Origin of the sequence: Pseudomonas indica NBRC 103045 (assembly GCF_002091635.1) — a bacterium.
Taxonomy (GTDB): Bacteria; Pseudomonadota; Gammaproteobacteria; order Pseudomonadales; family Pseudomonadaceae; genus Pseudomonas_M; species Pseudomonas_M indica.
Genome location: NZ_BDAC01000013.1, coordinates 1 through 22,177 on the forward strand (window position 1 = coordinate 1; position 22,177 = coordinate 22,177).

Below are 22,177 nucleotides of genomic sequence, written 5' to 3' on the forward strand. Positions count from 1 at the left end.
CCTCCGGGCTGCTTTTTTGTTTCTGGGGCACTTTCTGATGGGGCGCTCCTGTCGGCCCTGTTCAGCAACCCCTGCGGTAGTCGCCGTCCTGTTGGGTTTCAGCGGCGCAGGCTGATCTTGAGCGAGGCCTGGGACAGGTCGATATCCTGCAGGTGCAGGCTGCCGAAACTCTGATTGCGAGGCGCGCCGGCGACGCGGATATTGTCGAAGCGCAGCTCGCCGATCGAGCTGGGTAGGCGAACCTCGACGGTACCGTCCGGGCTGATCGTCGAGCTCATATGCTGGGTGTCGTATTTCACGTCCTGGAAGGACGTTTCCGCTTCGAGGCTATCCAGCACTGGCATTACTAGCCTGGATAACTGCTTGATGGTGCTCAGGCCATCGACGTTCTCCGCCTGGAGGAACAACGATTGCAGAACATCGTCCAAGCCCCGGGCGCTGACGCTGCTCAATTCCTTGTCGGTCAGCGGTTTCAGGCCGCGAGGGGCTTCCTGCCGGCTGATGCTGTGCGGTGCCTGCAATCGCTGGATATCCGCGCTGGCCATCTGGAACGGGCTGAGCAGGGCGGCCACCAGTGTGGCGGCGACACGCAAGTTGCTCTGCTTCTTCAGAGCTTTCTTCAGTTGACGTTCGCTGATCAGGCCTTGCGCAATCAGGATTTCGCCCAGGCGCTGCTTCTTGGTCAGCTGAAGCGTGATGGCCTCATCCAGTTGTGAGCGGGTAATGAACCCTTTAGTGAGCAGAATCTGACCGAGGCGGGAGTTCTGTTGATGAGGCATCGGAGGGGTCCGGTTGCTTTGATAGCTATATGAAATCATGTCTTTGGGCGGGTTTCCTGTCACCCACCCAAAAGATAGGCTGACAAGCCGTTCGTCCCTTCTTCCCGCGTCATGGTCGATCGAGTGTTTCCTGCGGGATCATCTCGACCGCCCCCTGGCTGCGAGCGGTCGTGCTGTGAAAGACTAGCCGCTTCCTGAATCACCCCGACAGACATGCCAGCCATCGACCACCCACTGATCGACCGTTTCCTCGAATCCCTCTGGATGGAAAAGGGCTTGTCCGCCCATACCCTGTCTGCCTACCGCAGCGATCTTTCCCTGTTCCATGGTTGGTTGCAGGAGCGCGATATCGAACTGGCGAAGGCGGGGCGCGATGCGATTCTGGATCACTTGGGATGGCGTCTGGACAATGGTTACAAGGCGCGCTCCACGGCGCGTTTCCTTTCTGGCTTGCGCGGGTTCTATCGTTTCCTGCTGCGCGAGAGCGTGATCGAAGTCGACCCTACCTTGCAGGTAGAGCTTCCCCAACTCGGCCGTCCTTTGCCGAAGTCGTTGTCCGAGGCGGATGTGGAGGCGCTGCTGGCGGCGCCGGAGCTGGACGATCCCATCGGCCTGCGCGACCGGGCCATGCTCGAGGTTCTCTATGCCTGCGGTCTGCGGGTCACCGAGCTGGTCAGTCTGACGTTGGAGCAGGTCAATCTGCGCCAGGGGGTACTGCGAGTGTTCGGCAAGGGCAGCAAGGAGCGCCTGGTGCCGATGGGGGAGGAGGCGATCGTCTGGGTCGAGCGTTATCTGCGCGAAGCGCGGCCTTTTCTGCTGGATGGCAAGCCGAGCGATGTGCTGTTCCCCAGCCTGCGGGGCGAGCAGATGACCCGTCAGACCTTTTGGCACCGGATCAAGCACCAGGCGCGCGTTGCCGGGATCATGAAGCCCTTGTCGCCGCACACGTTACGGCACGCGTTCGCCACTCATCTGCTGAACCATGGCGCTGACCTGCGGGTGGTGCAGATGCTGCTTGGCCACAGCGACCTGTCGACTACCCAGATCTATACTCATATAGCCCGCGCCCGTTTGCAGGAGCTGCATGCTCGGCATCACCCGCGCGGTTAGAGTGTGATCCGCTGCAATGTCCGTTCGGGCCTTTGACGTCAGTCCGGCGGGGCTTCTGTGGTAGGCTCTGGACCATTCCGCAACCAGACGTCTCGCGATAGGAGTATCCATGCGCCTGACCCCCTTATTCGCCGCCGTGGCGTTCAGCCTGGCCAGCGGCACGGCCCTCTCCGCCGATCCGGATCAGGCCATTCGCCAGAATCTGACGAAGCTCCAGCCTGACCTGCCGATCGAAGCCATCGCCGAAAGCCCCATGCCTGGCTTGTATCAGATCCAGTTGAAAGGCGGCCGCATGCTGTATGCCAGCGCCGACGGCCAGTTCGTCATGCAGGGCTATCTGTTCCAGCTCAAGGACGACAAGACCATCAACCTCACCGAAGAGGCGGAAAAGGTAGGAGTTGCCAAGGAAATCAACGCCATTCCCGTCAGCGAAATGGTGGTGTTCGCTCCCAAGGAGCCGAAGACTCACATCACCGTCTTCACCGACACCGATTGCGGCTATTGCCAGAAACTGCACAGCGAAGTCCCGGAGCTGAATCGCCGTGGCGTCGAGGTGCGTTATGTCGCTTTCCCGCGCCAGGGTGTCGGCTCCCATGGTTACAACGGGCTGGTCAGCGTCTGGTGTGCCAAGGATCGCCAGGAGGCGATGAACAAGGCCAAGTCCCGCCAGGAGCTGCCCCCGGGCAACTGCGAGAATCCGGTGGCCAAGCAATTCCAGCTCGGGCAGATGGTCGGTGTACAGGGGACGCCTGCCATCGTCCTGGCCAACGGCCAGATGATCCCCGGCTACCAGCCGGCCCCTCAGTTGGCCAAGCTGGCCTTGGAAGCGAAGTGACGGGCAGGCCGCTCATCGCTTTGTCCCGAGTGGCCTGAATCCGTGCGGCTGTCGCCGATCCAAAGGGCGATGGCCGCGTTCGCGGCTTCACACGATGGAGGTCGCGATGAAACTGGAAGGCTCCTGCCACTGTGGCGCCGTCCGCTTCTCCCTGGAGTCGGCGCAACCCTATCCCTTCATGCGTTGCTACTGCTCGATCTGCCGCAAGACGGCGGGGGCGGGCGGCTTCGCCATCAACCTCGGCGGCGACTACCGCACACTGCAGGTGGACGGTCGCGAAAATCTCTCGGTTTACCGCGCCCGGATGAGCGACGAGCCGGGTGAGGCGGGGCTCAGCTCCGCCCGTCGGCATTTCTGCAAGCACTGCGGCAGTGCGCTCTGGCTGTGGGACCCGACCTGGCCGGATCTGGTCCACCCTCATGCTTCGGCGATCGATACTCAACTGCCCGTTCCTCCGGAGCATGTGCATCTGATGCTCGGTTCCAAGGCCACCTGGGTAGAGGTTCAGCGAGGCGCGCACGACAAGCTGTTCGACGAGTACCCGGACGAATCGCTCGCCCAGTGGCACGAACGCCTCGGCCTGACCGCCGACTGAGGCCCCTCGCGGCCTGCCGCCGATTGACTAAACACCTGACCCTTCGTAATGTGCGGCTCTTTTCCTCGGCCGGCGCATCCGGCCGTTCCTGGCGGTAATGATGGGGAGTTCAGCGTGAAACCGGTGAAAGTAGGCATCTGTGGGCTGGGGACCGTCGGTGGCGGCACCTTCAACGTTCTGAAACGCAACGCCGATGAAATCGCGCGCCGCGCCGGCCGTGGCATCGAAGTCGCTCAGATTGCCGCCCGTCGCCCCAACCCGAAGTGCGATACCGGTGCCACCCCCATCACCGCCGATATCTTCGAGGTCGCCAACAATCCGGAAATCGACATCGTCATCGAGCTGATCGGCGGCTACACCCTGGCCCGCGATCTGGTCATGAAGGCCATCGAGAACGGTAAGCACGTGGTCACCGCGAACAAGGCGCTGATCGCCGTGCATGGCAACGAGATTTTTGCCAAGGCCCGCGAGAAGGGCGTGATCGTCGCCTTCGAGGCGGCGGTGGCGGGCGGTATTCCGGTGATCAAGGCGATCCGCGAAGGCTTGGCCGGCAACCAGATCAACTGGCTGGCTGGCATCATCAACGGCACCGGCAACTTCATCCTGACCGAGATGCGCGAGAAGGGCCGTGCCTTCGAAGACGTGCTCAAGGAGGCTCAGGCGCTGGGCTATGCCGAGGCCGACCCGACCTTCGACGTCGAAGGCATCGACGCCGCACACAAGCTGACCATCCTCGCGTCCATCGCCTTCGGCATCCCGCTGCAGTTCGATAAGGCCTACACGGAAGGCATCACCAAACTCACCACGGCCGACGTCAACTACGCCGAAGCCCTGGGTTACCGGATCAAGCATCTCGGCGTGGCGCGCCGCACCGAGGGCGGCATCGAATTGCGTGTGCACCCGACGCTGATTCCGGCCGACCGCCTGATCGCCAACGTCAACGGCGTGATGAATGCGGTGATGGTCAATGGCGATGCCGTTGGCTCTACCCTCTACTATGGTGCCGGCGCCGGTATGGAGCCGACCGCTTCAGCGGTGGTGGCCGACGTGGTCGATGTGGTTCGCGCCCTGACCACCGACCCGGGCAACCGTGTGCCGCACCTGGCCTTCCAGCCCGATTCGCTGTCCGACCATCCGATCCTGCCGATCGAGTCCTGTGTCAGTGCCTATTACCTGCGCATCCAGGCCAAGGATCATCCGGGCGTGTTGGCCCAGGTGGCGACCATCCTTTCCGAGCGCGGCATCAACATCGAGTCGATCATGCAGAAGGAAGCCGAGGAGCATGACGGTCTGGTGCCGATGATCCTGGTCACCCATCGCGTCGAGGAGCGGCGGATCAACGAGGCCATCGCGGCACTGGAAGCGCTCAGCGACGTGGTGGGCAAGGTCGTCCGCATCCGCGTGGAACAGCTCAATTAACAGCAGCCGCGAGCGGCGAGCTGCACGCTGCAAGTCGACTGGATCGCTTGCAGCCCGGGGCTCGGAACTCGAGGCTCAAACCGAAGGTTTGCAGATATGCGTTACATCAGTACCCGCGGCCAGGCGCCTGCGCTGAATTTCGAAGACGTGCTCCTCGCTGGCCTGGCCAGCGACGGCGGTCTCTACGTTCCGGAAAACCTGCCGCGCTTCACCCAGGAAGAAATCGCCTCCTGGGCTGGTCTGCCGTACCACGAGCTGGCCTTCCGCGTGATGCGTCCGTTCGTGACCGGCAGCATTCCGGATGCGGATTTCAAGAAGATTCTGGAAGAGACCTATGGCGTCTTCGCGCACGCCGCGGTAGCGCCGCTGCGTCAGTTGAACGCGAATGAATGGGTGCTCGAACTGTTCCACGGGCCGACCCTGGCGTTCAAGGATTTCGCCCTGCAACTGCTCGGTCGTCTGCTCGACTACGTACTGGAAAAGCGTGGCGAGCGCGTGGTGATCATGGGTGCCACCTCCGGCGACACTGGCTCCGCCGCCATCGAAGGCTGCCGTCGTTGCGAGAACGTGGACATCTTCATCCTGCACCCGCACAACCGGGTATCCGAAGTGCAGCGCCGGCAGATGACCACCATCCTCGGCGAAAACATCCACAACATTGCCATCGAGGGGAACTTCGACGACTGCCAGGAGATGGTCAAGGCCAGCTTCGCCGATCAGGGTTTCCTCAAGGGCACCCGGCTGGTGGCGGTCAACTCGATCAACTGGGCGCGGATCATGGCCCAGATCGTCTACTACTTCCATGCCGCCATCCAGTTGGGTGGACCGGCGCGTTCGGTGGCGTTCTCCGTGCCCACCGGCAACTTTGGTGACATCTTCGCCGGCTATCTGGCGCGCAACATGGGCCTGCCGATCAGCCAGTTGATCGTCGCGACCAACCGCAACGACATTCTGCACCGCTTCATGAGCGGCAACCAGTACGTGAAGGATGCCCTGCATCCGACCCTGTCGCCGTCGATGGACATCATGGTGTCCTCGAACTTCGAGCGCCTGCTGTTCGACCTGCACGGGCGTAACGGCTCCGCCATCGCTGCACTGATGGATACCTTCAAGCAGGGTGGCGGTTTCAGTGTCGAGGAAGACCGCTGGACCGAGGCGCGCAAGCTGTTCGATTCCCTCGCTGTGAACGACGAACAGACCTGCGAAACCATCGCCGAGGTTTACAAGGAGTGCGGTGAGTTGCTCGATCCGCACACAGCGATTGGCGTGCGTGCCGCGCGCGAGTGCCGCCGTAGCCTGGCGATCCCGATGATCACCCTGGGCACTGCACACCCGGTGAAATTCCCCGATGCCGTGCTCAAAGCGGGTGTTGGTCAGGCCCCGGCGTTGCCGGCGCACCTCACCGATCTGTTCGAGCGCGAAGAGCGGTGCACGATCCTGGCCAATGATCTCAAGGCTGTCCAAGCCTTCGTCAGCCAGCACGGCAATCGCGGTAAGCCGCTCTGAGTGGAATGGGCCGTTCGTTCGGTACGAGCGGCCCTCATTCCGGAGCTTCAGTGCTAGCCGGCGATCAAAAGATAAACGCCGGCCATCAGCACGATGAAGATGAACCAGATCAGCCCGTTGCGCCTGTTCTGCGCAACGATCGAGGCGCCGCGCAGGCGTACCGGCGGGTTGTTCTCCAGATAGTCGTCGACCGCTTCGCGAGCACTGTCCTCATCCATGCCGCCCTGCTCGCGGAGCAATTCGATAGCCCCCTGTCGGTCGCCTTGCCGCAGAATCGCAATGACCTCGGGTGGCAGCGGTCTGTCCGGTCGATTCATGGCGACTCCCAGTTCGTTGGCTCAGACCGTACCCTGCTCACGCAAGACGGCGATCTGCTGCGCCGTATAGCCGAGCCCTTCCAGCACTTCGGCGGTGTGCTCGCCCAGTTGCGGCCCCACCCATTCCGTCGAGCCCGGGGTATCGGAGAGCTTGGGCACGATTCCCGGCATCTTGAACGCCTTGCCGTCCGGCAGGCGGGCGGAAAGGAACATTTCCCGCGCCAGGAATTGCGGGTCGGCGAACATGTCGGCGGCGGAATAGATTCGGCTTGCCGGAACCTCCGCCCTGTTCAGGATAGCCTCCACCTCGGCCAATGGCAGTGAGGCGGCCCAGCGGTCGATCACCCCGTAGAGTTCATCCCGACGCAGATCGCGGCCGGCGTTGTCGGTCAGGGTCGGGTCGTTCGCCAGGTCGTCGCGGCCGATGGCAAGCATGAAGCGCTTGAAGATGGCATCGCCGTTGGCGCCGATCTGAATGTGCCGACCGTCGACACAGGTGTGGATGGAGGAGGGCGTGATGCCCGGCATGATGTTGCCGCTGCGCTCGCGGATGAAGCCGAAGACGTCGAACTCCGGCACCAGGCTTTCCATCATGGCGAACACCGCCTCGTACAGCGCCACATCCACCACCTGGCCCTGGCCGTCGTTCATCTCGCGATGCCGCAGAGCCATGAGCGCGCCGATCACCCCCCAGAGCGCGGCGATCGAGTCGCCGATGGAAATGCCGGTGCGCACCGGTGGGCGATCCTCGAATCCGGTGATGTAGCGCAGTCCGCCCATGGATTCGCCCACGGCGCCGAAACCCGGCTGGTCTTTGTAGGGGCCGGTCTGGCCGAAGCCGGAGAGGCGCACCATGACCAGCTTCGGGTTCAGGGCATGGAGGACGTCCCAGCCCAGCCCGAGTTTCTCCAGCACGCCAGGGCGGAAATTCTCGATCAGGATATCCGCCTCGCCGAGCAGCCGCTTCAGGACGGACTGCCCCTCCGGGTGCTTGAGGTTCAGCGTCAGCGACTTCTTGTTGCGCGCCTGTACGAACCACCAGAGCGACGTGCCTTCATAGAGCTTGCGCCATTTGCGCAGCGGGTCGCCGCCGTCGGGTGATTCGATCTTGATCACATCCGCGCCGAACTCGGCGCAGATGCGCGAGGCGAACGGGCCGGCGATCAGGGTGCCGAGTTCGATGACTTTCAGACCGGCGAGGGGTTTGGCGGAGAGGCTCATGCAGGCTCCAGGACGAAAGGATGCCTAAGCCTATGCGATTGCGCGGCATGAGGGGAGGGTGGCGATAGGGTTAGGGATCGACCATGGGCAACTGGTAGACTTGCCGCCCCCCTGATCGACAGAGAAGCCCGCCCATGGCCCTGCAAGCCACGCCCTATAAAGTCGAACTGAACCTTACCGATCTGGATCGCGGGGTGTACGAGAACCTGCGTTTCACTGTGGCCCGCCATCCTTCGGAGACCGAGGAGCGGTTGGCGGTTCGGTTGATCGCTTATGCGCTGTGGTACAGCGAGTCGCTGGCGTTCGGGCGCGGGCTGTCGGATGTCGACGAGCCGGCGTTGTGGGAGAAGAGCCTGGATGATCGTGTCCTGCACTGGATCGAAGTCGGCCAGCCGGACGCCGAGCGCATCACTTGGTGCTCGCGTCGCACCGAGCGCTTCAGCCTGGTGGCCTACGGCAGCCTGCGCGTCTGGCAGGGCAAGGTACTGGATTCGGTTCGCGGGCTGAAGAACCTCAACGTGGTGGCGGTGGGGCAGGAGGCGCTGGAAGCGCTGGCAGCCGACCTGCCGCGTTCGCTGAGCTGGAGCGTGATGATCAGCGAGGGTTCGCTGTTCATTACCGATGAGCGCGGCCAGCACGAAATCCCTCTGGAGTGGCTGGCCGGCGAACGCGGCTGATGCCGTCGCCGGCCGCTTCCGTCACGACAGCCAGAACTGCAGCAGCGATTTGAACGACAGCACCACGCCGACCGCCGTGGCGATGACTGCCAGGATGCCGAACACCAACATCCAGCGCGGGTGACGGTATTCGGTGCCGACGATCTCCACCTTCCGCGAGGCCCAGAGGATGCAGCCCAGGGCCAGCGGCAGGACCAACGCATTGAGCGCGCCGGCCACCACCAGCACCTTTACCGGCTGCCCGACCAGGCTGTAGATCAGCGTCGAGCAGACGATGAAGGCGATCACCACCCGTTCGTTGTAGCGACGGATGCTGTCATGCAGCGAGTACATGAAGCTGACGCTGGTGTAGGCGGCGCCGATCACCGAGGACACCGATGCGGCCAGCAGGACGATGCCGAACATCTTGTAGCCGACGGTGCCCATGGCATGGGAGAACACCGAGGCCGCCGGATTGCCCGGGTCCAGGGCAAGTCCTTTGCTGACCACGCCGAGGGTGGCGAGGAACAGGCAGACGCGCACCACGCCGGTGGTCAGGATGCCGGTGACCGCCGCGCGGGTGACGTGGCCGACATTGTGGATGCCGACGATCCCGGCTTCGACCAGGCGATGCCCACCGGAGAACGAGATATAGCCGCCCACCGTGCCGCCGACCAGGGTGACGATGGGGAGCAGGAGAATCAGCGGATCGTCCGGGTCGATGCTGTGCGACAGCGCCTCCAGGAGCGGCGGGTTGGACTGCAGCATGGCGTAGCCGATCATGCACAACATGATCACGCCGAGCAGTTGCATCACCATGTCCATGATCCGCTTGGCGTTGCGCATCACGAAGATGGCGATCACGCCCACGGCGGCAATCAGCGAGCCGAGCACGGGTGGCACGCCGAAGATCACGTTCATCGCCAATCCGGCCCCACCGATATTGCCGATGTTGAAGGCGATCCCACCGAGCACGATGAAGGCCGAGATCAGGTGGCCGACTCCGGGCAGTACCCGGTTGGCGACATCCTGGCCGCGCAGGTTGGAGACGCTGATGATGCGCCAGATATTCAGCTGCGCGCCGATGTCGATCAGCAGCGAGATGAGGATCGCGAAGGCGAAGCTGGCCAGGTATTTCTCGGTGAACAGCGATGTCTGGGTCAGGAAGGCCGGGCCGATCGATGAGGTCGCCATGATGAAAATGGCGCCGCGCAGGACGCTGCGCTGGGATGCCGGGGGAGCGCTGTAGGGAGCGGAGATGGGTTGCATGTTGCACCTTCTATTTTTCTTGGCGTTAGGGGCAGGTATGTGTTTTGCCGGGCAGGCCCGGCGGGAATGCAACAGCTGAACGCGTGAGCGTTTCTTTCTTGTTGTTCGATTCGTTGGTCAGGTCGCTCCGAGCCAGCGGCGGTGCTGGCGTTGAGCGATATCCAGCCCGACCGGTGTCAGCCGTAGCCGGGTGCCGGGCAGGCACTGGGCCAGGCGTGCCACCGAGAGAGGCGTCAGCGCGCCGAGGCGCGGGTAGCCGCCGATGGTCTGCCGGTCGTTGAGCAGCACGATGGGCTGGCCGTCGGCCGGCACCTGGAGGGCGCCCAGCGGGACGCCTTCCGAGATCATCGACCGCCGCGTGCAGCGTAGCTCCGGCCCGAGCAGGCGGACGCCCATCCGGTCTGCCCGGGCGTCCACTTCCCAGTCGCTGTTGAAGGCGTCGAACAGGCTCTGTCCGGTGAAGTCGCCGATCTGCGCGCCCAGCACCACGGACAGCGGCGCTGGCGAACCGAAGTCGGGAATCTGCGCGGCGGGCAACTCGCGGGGCGAGGGTGAAACGCCGGGCCAGTTCAGGCGATCGCCTTCGGCCAACGGTCGGCCGTCGCCGCGCAGGCCGCCCAGCCCTTCGCGCAGGACGCTGGAACAACTGCCCAGCATAGTCGGCGCTTCGAAGCCGCCGGGTGCGGCCAGGTAGGCGCGCACACCCTGACGCGGTTGGGCGAAGCGCAGGCGCTGCCCCTTGTGCAGGCGAAAGCTGCGCCAAGGGCGCAGCGGCTCGCCGTCGATAGTGGCGTCCAGATCGGCACCGCACAGGGCGAGGCAGACATCGCTTTCCGCTACCAACGTGAGTCCACCGAAGGTGATTTCGATGGCCGCAGCCTGGCGAGGATTGCCGAGCAGCGCGTTGGCCAGTCCGTGGGAGATCCAATCCGCCGCGCCGCCCTGGGTCACGCCCAGATGACGCACGCCATGACGGCCACCGTCCTGGAGCGTGGCGAGCGTGCCGCCGTGTTCGATCAGCAGGCTCATCGCGTCACCTCGAAAGGCGTGTCATCGCCGCCGAGGCGGATGAATTCCGCGCGGTCCACCGGCATGAAGCGTACGCGGTCGCCGGGTTGGAGCAGGCTGCCGTCGGCGGGGTCGAACAGGCGCAGCGGAGAGCGGCCGATCAGGTTCCAGCCGCCGGGGGACGCTTGTGGATAAATCGCTGTCTGGCGATCGGCGATGCCCAGGCTGCCGGCCGGTACGCGTTTGCGCGGAGTGCTCAGGCGCGGCGTGGCGAGGATAGGTTCGACCAACCCCATGAAGGCGAAGCCGGGGGCGAATCCGAGGGCGAACACCTGGTAGCTCTGCCGGCAGTGGGTTTCGATCACCCCTGCGACGCTAAGACCGCTGCGTTCGGCGAGCGTCTCCAGTTCCGGGCTGACGCGGCGGTCGTACCACACCGGCACGTCATGGCAGCGGCCTGCGTCGCCCGCTTCCGGCGTCAACCCTTCCAGGGCTTCGTCGATCAGCGTACGGGCACGGCGGTCGTCCAGTTGCAGGAGGTCGTATTGCACCAGCAGCGTGGTGTAGGACGGCACCAGATCCGTCAGTGCCGCGCCGAAGGCCTGGCGCAGACGCTTCGCCGCTGCCAGCATCCAGGGCATGTGCGCCTCGTCGATGCTGTCGAACAGCCGCAGTATCAGGCTATCGATGCCCACCACTTCGATGCGCGGCGTCATGCCGGCAGGCCCTGCAGCGCTTCGCGAATGCGCTGGACCGCGGCGACCGAGCCGGCGTTGTCGCCGTGTACGCACAGGGTGTCGGCTCGCAACGGCAGCGTGCTGCCGTCGCTGGCGACCAGCGGTTCGCCACGGGCCAGGGCGAGGGCCTGGGCGGCGATGGTCTCGGCGTCGTGATGGACCGCGCCGGGTTGCGTACGCGAGACCAGTCGGCCCGCGCTGTCGTAGGCGCGGTCGGCGAACACCTCGAACCAGGGGGTGATCCCGATCTCCCTGGCCAGCGACTCGGCGACGGTGTTGTCGCGGGTGGACATCAGCATCAGCGGGAGCTGCCGGTCGTAGGCGGCGATGGCGCGCATCACGGCACGCAGCAGGTCCGGGTTGCGCATCATGTCGTTGTAGAGCGCGCCGTGGGGCTTCAGGTAGCTCACCCGGCTGCCCTCGACACGGCAGATGCCGTCCAGCGCGCCGATCTGGTAGAGCAGCATGTTTTCCACTTCTTCCGGAGAGCAGGCCATGGAACGGCGGCCGAAGCCGACCAGGTCGGGGTAGGCAGGGTGGGCGCCGATGCGTACGCCATGGGCCACCGCCAGGGCGACGGTGCGGCGCATGGTGACCGGGTCCGACGCGTGGAAGCCGCAGGCGATGTTGGCGCAATCGATGAAGGGCATTACCTCGGCATCAAGGCCCATGCGCCAGGCGCCGAAGCTTTCGCCGATGTCGCAGTTCAGGAGCAGGCGGCTCATCGCGGATCCTCTCGTTGTTATCGGTACCCCAGGAGAGGGGCGGAATCTCTATGACAAAACGATGATAAAGTATCGATAAAATATCAATATGTTTTTATCGATTCTTCCGTCCGCTCGTCGTCCGTCGTTTTCCGCTTTCCTGTATGCTTGCCGACCAAACCCATGCCGCCCGGTTCCGACGAGCCGGCATCGCCGCATACAGTCATGGATCGCAAGATGGTTGACGCCAAATCCTCCCGTCCGTTGCGCTCGCCCATCGTGGCGTCGGCGCACCTCGCCGCGCAGTCCCAGGAACTCTCCGAACTCGAATTCGGCATCATCATCGCCAGCCATGCCTTCCTGCGCTGGATGGAGCGCTGCATGAAGGCCGCCGGCGAGGTGGAAATGAACGCGCTGGACGTGATGGTGCTGCACAGCCTGACCAGCCGGGACCGCGCCAAGCGTCAGGCGGATATCTGCCTGCTGCTCAATATCGAAGACACCCACACGGTGACCTACGCGCTGAAGAAACTGGCCAAGCTCGGCTTGGTGGAAGGCGAGAAGCAGGGCAAGGAAATGTTCTACCGCACCACCGACAAAGGTCGGCAGCTTTGTCAGGAGTACGCCGACATCCGCCGCGAATGCCTGATCGCATCGTTCGAGAACCTGAATGTCGACCCGGAGGAAATCCACCGTCTGGCCGGCATGCTGCGGGCCATGTCCGGGCTGTACGACCAGGCGGCGCGTGCCGCGACGTCGCTCTGAGGCGGTCGTCCGCCGCCGCCTTTTCCGCTTTCCCGAATCCGACCGAGTTTTTTCGCGATGCGTATCGAACCCCGCCCGCTGCCCGACACCTTGCCCGACCTGGGCGATCTGCCGCCGCTGCTGACCCGCCTGTACGCAGCGCGTGGCGTGCAAACCGCCGCCGAACTGGACAAGAGCCTGGCGCGCCTGATCCCGTACCAGCAGCTCAAGGGCATCGATGCAGCGGTCGCCCTGCTGGCGCGCGCCCTGGAGGACCGTCAGCGCATCCTCTTCGTCGGCGACTTCGATGCCGACGGCGCCACCGCCAGTTGCGTCGGTGTGCTCGGCTTGCGTCAGCTCGGTGCCGCCCACGTCGATTACCTGGTGCCGAACCGTTTCGAATATGGCTACGGCCTGACGCCGGAAATCGTCGCCGTCGCCCTGGAGCGCCAGCCGAACCTGCTGGTGACCGTGGACAATGGCATCTCCAGTGTCGAGGGGGTGGCCGCGGCCAAGGCTGCCGGGCTCGCCGTGCTGGTCACCGATCACCATTTGCCGGGGCCGGAGCTGCCGGCCGCGGATGCCATCGTCAACCCGAACCAGCCGGAGTGCCAGTTCCCCAGCAAGTGCATCGCCGGGGTCGGGGTGATCTTCTACGTGCTGCTGGCGCTGCGGGCTCACTTGCGCGAGCGGGGCTGGTTCGAGCGACGAGGGATCAAGGAACCGAACCTGGGTGAACTGCTCGATCTGGTCGCCCTCGGCAGCGTGGCCGACGTGGTGCCGTTGGACGCCAACAACCGCATCCTGGTCCACCAGGGCTTGGCGCGCATCCGCGCCGGGCGGGCGCGGCCGGGGCTGCGGGCAATCCTCGAAGTGGCCGGGCGAGACCACCGGCGAATCACCTCCACCGATCTCGGCTTCATCCTCGGCCCGCGCCTCAACGCCGCGGGGCGCCTGGACGACATGTCCCTCGGCATCGAGTGCCTGCTCTGCGAGGACGAGGCCCAGGCCCGCGACATGGCGGTGCAGCTCGATCAGCTCAACCAGGACCGCAAGGCCATCGAGCAGGGCATGCAGCGCGAGGCCCTGGCCCAGCTCAAGGACCTGCCGCTGGAAGACCTGCCGTTCGGCCTGTGCCTGTTCGACCCGGATTGGCACCAGGGGGTGATCGGCATCCTCGCCTCGCGCCTGAAGGAGCGCTACCACCGGCCGACCATCGCCTTCGCCGATGCCGGCGACGGCCTGCTCAAGGGCTCCGCCCGCTCGGTGCCGGGGCTGCACATCCGCGATGCGCTGGACGCGGTGGCGGCGAAGCATCCCGGCTTGATCAGCAAGTTCGGCGGGCACGCCATGGCCGCCGGCCTGTCGTTGCCGCAGGAAAACTTCGGCGCTTTCGCCGCGGCCTTCGATGCCGAGGTGCGTCGCCAGCTCTGCGAGGACGACCTCACCGGGCGGCTGCTCTCGGATGGGCAACTGAGCGTCGAAGAATTCCACCTGGAGCTGGCCCGCGCACTGCGCAACGCCGGGCCTTGGGGACAGCATTTCCCCGAGCCGCTGTTCCATGGGGTGTTCCAACTGGTCCAGCAGCGGTTGGTCGGTGAGCGCCACTTGAAGATGGTGCTGCGCAGCGAGTGCGGCTCCACCCAGTTGGATGGCATCGCTTTCAACATCGACCGTGAGCAATGGCCCAACCCGACCGTGCGCTGGGTCGAGCTGGCCTACAAGCTGGACGTCAATGAATACCGCGGCCAGGAAAGCGTGCAGTTGCTGATCGCGCACATCGCGCCACGCTGAGCCCTGGGCTGGGGCGGCTATCCTTCGGCATGAACCGACCCGTGCCAGGCGGGTCCAGATCACATCCGTCCCGTGTTCTGCCGAGGTGACCATGACCAAGCTGTTCGAACCCTACACCCTGCGCGGGCTGACCCTGCCCAACCGCATCGCTGTCTCGCCCATGTGCCAGTACTCGGCCAAGCTCGGCATGGCCAACGACTGGCACTTGGTGCACCTGGGCAGCCGCGCGGTGGGTGGTGCCGGTCTGGTGATCGTCGAAGCCACGGCCGTGACGGCCGAGGGTCGGATCACCGCCGAGGACTTGGGTATCTGGTCCGACGAGCATGTCGAGCCGCTGCGGCGGATCACCCGCTTCATCGAGGCCCAGGGCGCGGTCGCCGGCGTCCAGTTGGCCCATGCCGGGCGCAAGGCCAGCACTTGGCAACCCTGGCTCGGCCGGCATGGCAGTGTCCCCATCGGCGCCGGCGGTTGGACCCCGGTGGGGCCATCGACCATCGCCTTCGACCCGGAGCATGCCGTGCCCACGGCCTTGGATGAGGCGGGCATCGCCCGGGTGATCCAGGCCTTTGTCGAGGCCGCCGAGCGATCCCTGGCCGCCGGCTTCAAGGTGGCCGAGGTGCACGCCGCCCACGGTTATCTGTTGCACCAGTTCCTCTCGCCCCTGTCGAACCAGCGGCGCGATGCCTATGGCGGTTCCTTCGACAACCGCATTCGCCTGTTGCTGCAGGTGACCGAGGCGGTGCGCGGTGTTTGGCCGGACGACCTGCCGTTGTTCGTGCGCCTCTCCGCCACCGACTGGGTGGAGGATGGCTGGAACCCGGACGAAACCGTCGAACTGGCGCGGCGCCTGAAAGCCTTGGGCGTCGATTTGATCGACGTGTCGTCGGGCGGGACCGCGGTCAACGCGGAGATTCCCACCGGCCCCGGTTACCAGACCCAGTTCGCCGAACGGGTACGCCGCGAGGCCGGCATCGCCAGCGGGACGGTGGGCATGATCACCGAGCCGGTGCAGGCCGAGCACATCCTGCGTACGGGCCAGGCCGACCTGATCCTGCTGGCCCGCGAACTGCTGCGCGATCCCTATTGGCCTTTGCATGCCGCCGACGAGCTGGGCGACCGCTCGGTACCCTGGCCGGCGCAGTACGCGCGGGCGGCGCACCGCGACACGCCGATCCGCAAGGTGCTAATCAGCTACGACTGAGCGTGACGCAACATCTGGAAGCACTCCCGAGAACCGCCGTATCGTCTCCGGCCTTACGCTGATGCGCTCAACCGAAAACCCTGGGAGGTGTCCATGAATACCAGCGGTCTGCTCGACCAACTGCTCAAGTCGGGCCAGGAAATGCTTCAGAAGAAAGGAAACGGCGGCGCACTCGGCAAGTCGGGTGGATTCAATACCGATGCCCTCGGCGGGCTGCTGTCCGGTGCCGGCGGCGGTGCCCTGGCGGCCGGTGCGCTGGGCTTGCTGATGGGTAACAAGCGGGCGCGCAAGATGGGCGGCAAGGTCATCACCTACGGCGGTCTGGCGGCGCTCGGTGTGCTGGCCTACAAGGCCTACAGCAACTGGCAGTCGCAGCAGGCGGCGGCACCCCAGGCTACGCCGCAGACTATCGACCGCCTGCCGGCGCCGCAGGTCGAGGCACACAGCGAGGCCATTCTCAAGGCGCTGGTGGCGGCGGCCAAATCCGACGGCCACGTGGATACCCGCGAACGCGAGCTGATCGAAGGCGAACTGGCCAAGCTGACCCAGGACCAGCAACTGCAGCAGTGGCTGGATGTGGAGCTGAACAAGCCGCTCGATCCGGCCGAAGTGGCCCGCGCCGCCCGCACCCCGGAGATGGCGGCGGAGATGTACTTGGCCAGCGTGCTGATCGTGGACGAGGAGCATTTCATGGAACGCGCCTACCTTGACGAGCTGGCCCGCCAACTGAAGCTCGACCCGGCGCTGAAGGCCGAGCTGGAAGCCCAGGTGAAGCAGGCCCAGGCTGGCGTCTGACGGCCTCGTCCGAACCCGGCGCCGGCCTTTGCCGCGTCGGGTGCCGTTCGCGGACCAAACGCAGGCCATTCCCTATTCGTTCGTCAACGGCTAGGTTTTCCCGACAAGAACAAGACAAGGGAGAGTGCGATGCCGGACATAGCCCAGGATTACGACTACGTCATCATCGGCGCCGGGCCGGCGGGCTGCCTGCTGGCCAACCGCCTGTCCGCCGATCCGTCCGTGCGGGTACTGCTGCTGGAGGCCGGCGGGCGTGACAATTACCCCTGGATTCACATTCCCGTCGGTTACCTGTATTGCATCGGCAACCCGCGTACCGACTGGTGTTTCAGCACCGAGGCCGAGCCCGGCCTGAACGGGCGGGCGTTGAAATACCCGCGCGGCAAGGTGCTTGGCGGCTGCTCCTCGATCAACGGGATGATCTATATGCGCGGGCAGGCCCGGGACTACGACGGCTGGGCCGCCGAGGGCAATCCAGGCTGGGCCTGGAAGGACGTGCTGCCGCTGTTCGTGCGGACGGAAAACCACTTTGCCGGCGCCAGCGACCTGCACGGCGGCGACGGTGAATGGCGGGTCGAGCTCCAGCGCCTGTCCTGGTCGATCCTCGATGCCTTCCGCCAAGCGGCCGCGCAGACGGGGATCGCCAGCATCGATGACTTCAACGGCGGCGACAACGAAGGCTGCAGCTACTTCCAAGTCAACCAGCGCAGCGGGGTACGTTGGAATGCCTCCAAGGCGTTCCTCCGTGGTATCCGCCAGCGCGCCAATCTCACGGTGCTGACGGGCGCAGAGGCGGAGCGGCTGCTGTTCGACGAGGGTAGGGTGGCGGGCGTGCTGGTGCGTTGGCAGGGCCAGGAGCGGTCATTCAGGGCCTCTCACGAAACCCTCCTGTGCGCGGGTTCCATCGGCTCTCCCGCCTTGTTGCAGCGTTCGGGCATAGGCCCGCGCCCGTTGCTGGAGCGTCTGGGCATCGGCATTCGTCATGAATTGCCGGGTGTCGGCGCGAATCTGCAGGATCACCTGCAGTTGCGGCTGATCTACCGGATCAGTGGCGCGACGACCCTCAACCAACTGGCCGGCAGCCTGTGGGGTAAATGCGGGATGGGTCTGCGCTATCTGCTCAGCCGCAGCGGCCCGCTGGCCATGGCGCCGAGCCAACTGGGCGCCTTCGCCCGTTCCGATCCGGGGCAGGCGTCCGCCAACCTGCAATACCACGTGCAACCGCTGTCACTGGACAAGTTCGGCGATCCGCTGCACGACTTCCCGGCTTTCACCGCCTCGGTCTGCAACCTGCGTCCGGAAAGCCGGGGACGAGTGGAGATCCGCTCCGCCGATCCGCAGACGGCGCCCCTTATCCAGCCGAACTACCTGAGCGACCCACGCGACCTGGCGGTGGCGGCCGACGCCATCCGCCTGACCCGGCGCATCGTCGCTGCGCCGGCCCTGGCGGGATATCGACCGGAGGAGTACCTGCCGGGCCCGGCCTACCAGACCGAGGAAGACTTGCGGCAGGCCGCCGGCTTGATCGGCACCACGATCTTCCATCCCTCCGGGACCTGCCGGATGGGCATCGGGCCCGATGCGGTGGTCGACGCGCGCCTGCGCGTGCATGGCATGGCCGGGCTGCGCATCGCCGACGCGTCGATCATGCCGCGCATCGTCTCCGGCAATACCTGCTCGCCGGTGCTGATGATCGCCGAGAAGGCCGCCGAGCTGATCCGCGAGGACCGGCAACGGGCGACCGCGGCGACCGAGATTCCGGCCCAGGTGCGAGAACCGGCCGGCGTGGCGTGAGCCAATGGTCAGGATTCGCTGGCGGGGGCGGGACGAGCGGGCTGCCAGGGCCGGCGGAGTGGGGTATACTCGCCGGCTTTTCAAAGTTTCGCCTGCGAGTGCTCCCAGCCATGGAAATCAATCCGATCCTGAACAGCATCAAGGACCTCTCCGAGCGCACCCAGACGATTCGGGGGTATCTTTGACTACGATCACAAGCGTGATCGCCTGACCGAAGTCGAGCGCGAGCTCGAAGACCCGAACGTCTGGAACAACCCGGAATATGCGCAGAACCTGGGCCGCGAACGCGCCCAGCTGGCGCTGATCGTCGAGACCCTCGACGAGCTTCACGGCGGCCTCGCCGATTCCCGCGACCTGCTCGACATGGCCGCCGAAGAGAACGACGAAGGTGCGGTGAACGATGTCGCCGTTGAAGTCGAGCGCCTGCGCGGCATCCTCGAGAAGCTGGAATTCCGCCGCATGTTCAGCGGCGAGATGGACGCCAACAACGCCTATCTGGACATCCAGGCCGGTTCCGGCGGCACCGAGGCCCAGGACTGGGCCAACATGCTGCTGCGCATGTACCTGCGCTGGGCCGACAAGCGTGGCTTCGACACCGAGATCGTCGAACTCTCCGAGGGCGAAGTCGCCGGCATCAAGAGCGCCACCGTCCACGTCAAGGGCGAGTACGCCTTCGGCTGGCTGCGTACCGAGATCGGCGTGCACCGCCTGGTGCGCAAGAGCCCGTTCGACTCCGGCAACCGCCGGCATACCTCGTTCTCCGCGGTATTCGCCTCGCCGGAAGTGGACGACAACGTCGAGATCGAGATCAACCCGGCCGATCTGCGCATCGACACCTACCGCTCCTCCGGGGCCGGTGGTCAGCACGTGAACACCACTGACTCCGCGGTGCGTATCACCCACCTGCCGACCAACACCGTGGTGTCCTGCCAGAACGAACGCTCCCAGCACGCCAACAAGGACCGCGCCATGAAGATGCTGCGCGCCAAGTTGTACGAACTGGAAATGATGAAGCGCAACGCCGCTGCCCAGGCCCTGGAAGATACCAAGTCGGACATCGGCTGGGGTCACCAGATCCGCTCCTACGTGCTCGACCAGTCGCGGATCAAGGACCTGCGCACCGGCATCGAGAACAGCAACTGCGACGCGGTGCTGGACGGCGATCTGGACGACTTCATCGAAGCGAGCCTCAAACAGGGGCTGTGACAGACCATTTGCAGGAGCGCTCCCGCCCGCGAACGCCGCGAGCGGGGCGCCCGGTTCGCGAGCCCGCTCGCACCTGCATTTCACTCATTACGTAACAAGCGCCAGGCAAAAGACCACCATGAGCGAACAACCGCTGAACGAGCATGCGATCCACGAGGAAGAGAACAAGCTGATTGCCCAGCGCAAGGAAAAACTTGCCGCGGAACGCGCCAAGGGCAACGCCTTCCCCAACGACTTCCGCCGCGACAGCCTGTGCGGCGACCTGCAGCAAGCCTGTGCCGATAAGAGCAAGGAAGAGCTCGAGGCCGCCGGCATCAAGGTCAAGGTCGCCGGACGCATCATGCTCAACCGCGGCGCCTTCATGGTGATTCAAGACATGAGCGGGCGCATCCAGGTCTACGTCGACCGCAAGACGCTACCGGCCGAGACCCTCGAAGCGCTCAAGCACTGGGACCTGGGCGACATCATCGCCGCCGAGGGCACCCTGGCCCGCTCCGGCAAGGGCGACCTCTACGTCTACATGGATAACGTGCGCCTGCTGACCAAGTCGCTGCGCCCGCTGCCGGACAAGTTCCATGGTCTGACCGACACCGAGCAGCGCTATCGCCAGCGCTACGTCGACCTGATCATGAACGAGGAGGTGCGCCACACCTTCCGCGTGCGTTCCAAGGTGATCGCCCACATCCGCAAGTTCCTTGCCGACCGCAATTTCCTCGAAGTGGAAACGCCGATGCTGCAGACCATCCCGGGTGGCGCGGCGGCCAAGCCGTTCGAGACGCACCACAATGCGCTGGACATGGCCATGTTCCTGCGCATTGCCCCGGAGCTGTACCTCAAGCGTCTGGTGGTGGGCGGATTCGAGAAGGTCTTCGAGATCAACCGCAACTTCCGTAACGAAGGCGTTTCGACCCGGCACAACCCCGAGTTCACCATGCTCGAGTTCTACCAGGCCTACGCCGACTACGAAGACAACATGGACCTCACCGAGGAACTGTTCCGCGAGCTGGCCCTGTCCGTTCTCGGCACCACCGACGTGCCTTACCAGGGCAAGGTGTTCCATTTCGGCGAGCCGTTCGCCCGCCTGTCCGTGTTCGATTCGATTCTCAAGTTCAACCCGGACATCAGCGAAGCCGACCTCAAGGACATCGACAAGGCCCGTGCCATCGCCAAGAAGGCCGGTGCCGATGTGAAGGGCTTCGAGGGCCTGGGCAAGCTGCAAACGATGATTTTCGAGGAGCTGGTCGAGCACAAGCTGGAGCAGCCTACCTTCATCACCCGCTACCCGTTCGAAGTCTCGCCGCTGGCCCGTCGCAGCGATGACGACCCGAGCGTTACCGACCGCTTCGAGCTGTTCATCGGCGGTCGCGAGATCGCCAACGCCTATTCCGAGCTGAACGATGCGGAAGACCAGGCCGAGCGCTTCCTCGCCCAGGTTCGCGACAAGGACGCCGGCGACGACGAAGCCATGCACTTCGACGCCGACTTCGTCCGTGCCCTGGAATACGGTATGCCGCCCACCGCTGGCGAAGGTATTGGCATCGACCGTCTGGTGATGCTGCTCACCGACTCGCCGTCGATCCGCGACGTGATCCTCTTCCCGCACATGCGTCCGGAAGTCTGAACGTCATGAAAAGAGCCGCCTTCGGGCGGCTTTTTTGTGCTCCGGCCGGGCCATCCCGGCGTCCCAAAGTTTGATTCTGCGTTCGTTCCACCGAGTTCGAGGAAATCGCCGCCGTGACCCGCCCCTCCGCTCCCGACAGTGCCTCCCGCATCGCCAACGCCGTCGCCGACAGTGTCCAGTACCAGGGCCGCAAGGCCAGCCGGCAAGGTAGCGAGCAGCGCCGCCAGGCCATCCTCGATGCCGCCATGCGCATCATTGTCCGCGAAGGCGTGCGCGCCGTGCGTCATCGCGCCGTGGCGGCCGAGGCCGAGGTGCCGCTGTCGGCCACCACCTATTACTTCAAGGACATCGACGACCTCATCACCGATACCTTCGCCCAGTTCGTCGAACGCAGCGCCGCTTACATGGCGCATTTCTGGGAAAGCACCCAGGGGCTGCTGCTGGAGGAAGTCGGCAAGCTGGACGGCACCGCCGAATCGCGCCGCAACCTGGCCGACGAGATCGCCCGGCTGGCTGTCGAGTACGTGCGTCACCAATTGCTCACCCGCCGCGATCACCTGATGGCGGAACATGCCTTCCACCAGGAGGCGCTGCTCAACCCACGCCTGCACGAACTGGTACGCTCGCACCGGCTGATCCTGCTGCAAGGCACCACGCATTTCTTCCAGGTGCTCGGCTCGCAACAGCCGAGACAGGATGCCGAGGTGCTGGCGGGCATCATCGAACGCATGGAGTACCAGGGCCTGCTCGATGGGGTGGAGAACTTGAACGTCGAAGAAATGCTGGCCATCCTCAGGCGGTATATGTATCTGGTGCTCGGGCTCTGAGTTGGCTGGAAAATTGTGCCGGTTTTGCTGGCGAGTGGG

General features: G+C 64.9%; 21 protein-coding genes. 14 read left to right on the forward strand and 7 right to left on the reverse strand.

The features are described from left to right. Positions 1-98: 98 nt before the first annotated feature. A complete protein-coding gene (locus PIN01S_RS15815) occupies positions 99-779 on the reverse strand; it encodes a cyclic di-GMP-binding domain-containing protein, MshE-related (RefSeq protein WP_084336735.1) in 681 nt (226 codons plus the stop codon). Positions 780-992: 213 nt separating this feature from the next. On the opposite strand from PIN01S_RS15815, the gene xerD reads away from it, so the two are divergent. From xerD to thrC, 5 genes are all read left to right on the forward strand, one after another. Then, positions 993-1,889, forward strand: coding sequence for a site-specific tyrosine recombinase XerD (xerD, locus tag PIN01S_RS15820; RefSeq protein WP_084336737.1), 897 nt, complete (start codon positions 993-995; stop codon positions 1,887-1,889). A 109-nt stretch (positions 1,890-1,998) separates the two neighbouring features. After that, a complete protein-coding gene (locus PIN01S_RS15825) occupies positions 1,999-2,724 on the forward strand; it encodes a DsbC family protein (protein ID WP_084336739.1) in 726 nt (241 codons plus the stop codon). Positions 2,725-2,830: 106 nt separating this feature from the next. Next, positions 2,831-3,319, forward strand: coding sequence for a GFA family protein (locus tag PIN01S_RS15830; RefSeq protein WP_084336740.1), 489 nt, complete (start codon positions 2,831-2,833; stop codon positions 3,317-3,319). A gap of 114 nt (positions 3,320-3,433) precedes the next feature. Next, on the forward strand, positions 3,434-4,738 hold the full coding sequence (locus tag PIN01S_RS15835; protein ID WP_084336742.1) for a homoserine dehydrogenase: 1,305 nt from the start codon (positions 3,434-3,436) through the stop codon (positions 4,736-4,738). A 96-nt stretch (positions 4,739-4,834) separates the two neighbouring features. Further along, complete coding sequence (gene thrC, locus PIN01S_RS15840; protein ID WP_084336744.1) at positions 4,835-6,244, forward strand: threonine synthase; 1,410 nt, start codon at positions 4,835-4,837, stop codon at positions 6,242-6,244. 53 nt (positions 6,245-6,297) lie between these two features. Here thrC and PIN01S_RS15845 read toward each other — a convergent pair whose 3' ends face one another. Continuing rightward, positions 6,298-6,561, reverse strand: a complete 264-nt coding sequence (locus PIN01S_RS15845) for a hypothetical protein (protein ID WP_084336746.1) — start codon at positions 6,559-6,561, stop codon at positions 6,298-6,300. A gap of 21 nt (positions 6,562-6,582) precedes the next feature. Continuing rightward, positions 6,583-7,782 carry a CaiB/BaiF CoA transferase family protein gene (locus tag PIN01S_RS15850; protein ID WP_084336748.1) on the reverse strand — a complete coding sequence of 400 codons (1,200 nt, stop codon included), beginning with the start codon at positions 7,780-7,782 and terminating at the stop codon, positions 6,583-6,585. A gap of 134 nt (positions 7,783-7,916) precedes the next feature. Between PIN01S_RS15850 and PIN01S_RS15855 the strand changes: the two genes are divergently transcribed. Next, positions 7,917-8,459 carry a YaeQ family protein gene (locus tag PIN01S_RS15855; RefSeq protein ID WP_084336750.1) on the forward strand — a complete coding sequence of 181 codons (543 nt, stop codon included), beginning with the start codon at positions 7,917-7,919 and terminating at the stop codon, positions 8,457-8,459. 21 nt (positions 8,460-8,480) lie between these two features. On the opposite strand, the gene PIN01S_RS15860 is transcribed toward PIN01S_RS15855, so the two are convergent. The 4 genes from PIN01S_RS15860 to PIN01S_RS15875 form a co-directional block, all read right to left on the reverse strand. After that, the gene (locus PIN01S_RS15860) at positions 8,481-9,707 is read right to left on the reverse strand and encodes an NRAMP family divalent metal transporter (RefSeq protein WP_084336752.1); all 1,227 of its coding nucleotides are present in this window, start codon (positions 9,705-9,707) and stop codon (positions 8,481-8,483) included. Between the two features lie 117 nt (positions 9,708-9,824). Next, entirely contained in the window at positions 9,825-10,736 is a 912-nt protein-coding gene (locus PIN01S_RS15865; RefSeq protein ID WP_084336754.1) for a 5-oxoprolinase subunit C family protein, read from the reverse strand. Then, complete coding sequence (locus PIN01S_RS15870) at positions 10,733-11,431, reverse strand: 5-oxoprolinase subunit B family protein (protein ID WP_084336756.1); 699 nt, start codon at positions 11,429-11,431, stop codon at positions 10,733-10,735. Before PIN01S_RS15870 ends, PIN01S_RS15865 begins: the two co-directional genes overlap by 4 nt. Next, a complete protein-coding gene (locus PIN01S_RS15875) occupies positions 11,428-12,177 on the reverse strand; it encodes a 5-oxoprolinase subunit PxpA (protein WP_084336758.1) in 750 nt (249 codons plus the stop codon). Before PIN01S_RS15875 ends, PIN01S_RS15870 begins: the two co-directional genes overlap by 4 nt. 216 nt (positions 12,178-12,393) lie before the next feature. Between PIN01S_RS15875 and PIN01S_RS15880 the strand changes: the two genes are divergently transcribed. The 8 genes from PIN01S_RS15880 (at position 12,394) to PIN01S_RS15915 (ending at position 22,138) form a co-directional block, all read left to right on the forward strand. Then, positions 12,394-12,921, forward strand: coding sequence for a winged helix DNA-binding protein (locus tag PIN01S_RS15880; protein WP_084337047.1), 528 nt, complete (start codon positions 12,394-12,396; stop codon positions 12,919-12,921). Between the two features lie 57 nt (positions 12,922-12,978). Continuing rightward, positions 12,979-14,694, forward strand: a complete 1,716-nt coding sequence (recJ, locus tag PIN01S_RS15885; RefSeq protein ID WP_084336760.1) for a single-stranded-DNA-specific exonuclease RecJ — start codon at positions 12,979-12,981, stop codon at positions 14,692-14,694. 91 nt (positions 14,695-14,785) lie between these two features. Then, on the forward strand, positions 14,786-15,895 hold the full coding sequence (locus tag PIN01S_RS15890) for an NADH:flavin oxidoreductase/NADH oxidase (protein WP_084336762.1): 1,110 nt from the start codon (positions 14,786-14,788) through the stop codon (positions 15,893-15,895). A 93-nt stretch (positions 15,896-15,988) separates the two neighbouring features. Beyond that, positions 15,989-16,690 carry a tellurite resistance TerB family protein gene (locus PIN01S_RS15895; protein ID WP_084336764.1) on the forward strand — a complete coding sequence of 234 codons (702 nt, stop codon included), beginning with the start codon at positions 15,989-15,991 and terminating at the stop codon, positions 16,688-16,690. A 129-nt stretch (positions 16,691-16,819) separates the two neighbouring features. Further along, entirely contained in the window at positions 16,820-18,484 is a 1,665-nt protein-coding gene (locus tag PIN01S_RS15900) for a GMC family oxidoreductase (RefSeq protein WP_084336766.1), read from the forward strand. A 110-nt stretch (positions 18,485-18,594) separates the two neighbouring features. Then, positions 18,595-19,690, forward strand: a protein-coding gene (prfB, locus tag PIN01S_RS15905; RefSeq protein WP_139198530.1) for a peptide chain release factor 2 whose coding sequence is annotated in 2 segments (ribosomal slippage) — positions 18,595-18,666 and positions 18,668-19,690 — 1,095 coding nt in all. Because the reading frame shifts where the segments join, the coding sequence is not laid out codon by codon here. A gap of 118 nt (positions 19,691-19,808) precedes the next feature. Further along, positions 19,809-21,311: a lysine--tRNA ligase gene (lysS, locus tag PIN01S_RS15910; RefSeq protein WP_084336770.1), complete on the forward strand. Its 1,503-nt coding sequence runs from the start codon at positions 19,809-19,811 to the stop codon at positions 21,309-21,311. A gap of 113 nt (positions 21,312-21,424) precedes the next feature. After that, entirely contained in the window at positions 21,425-22,138 is a 714-nt protein-coding gene (locus tag PIN01S_RS15915) for a TetR/AcrR family transcriptional regulator (RefSeq protein WP_084336772.1), read from the forward strand. Positions 22,139-22,177: the final 39 nt, after the last annotated feature.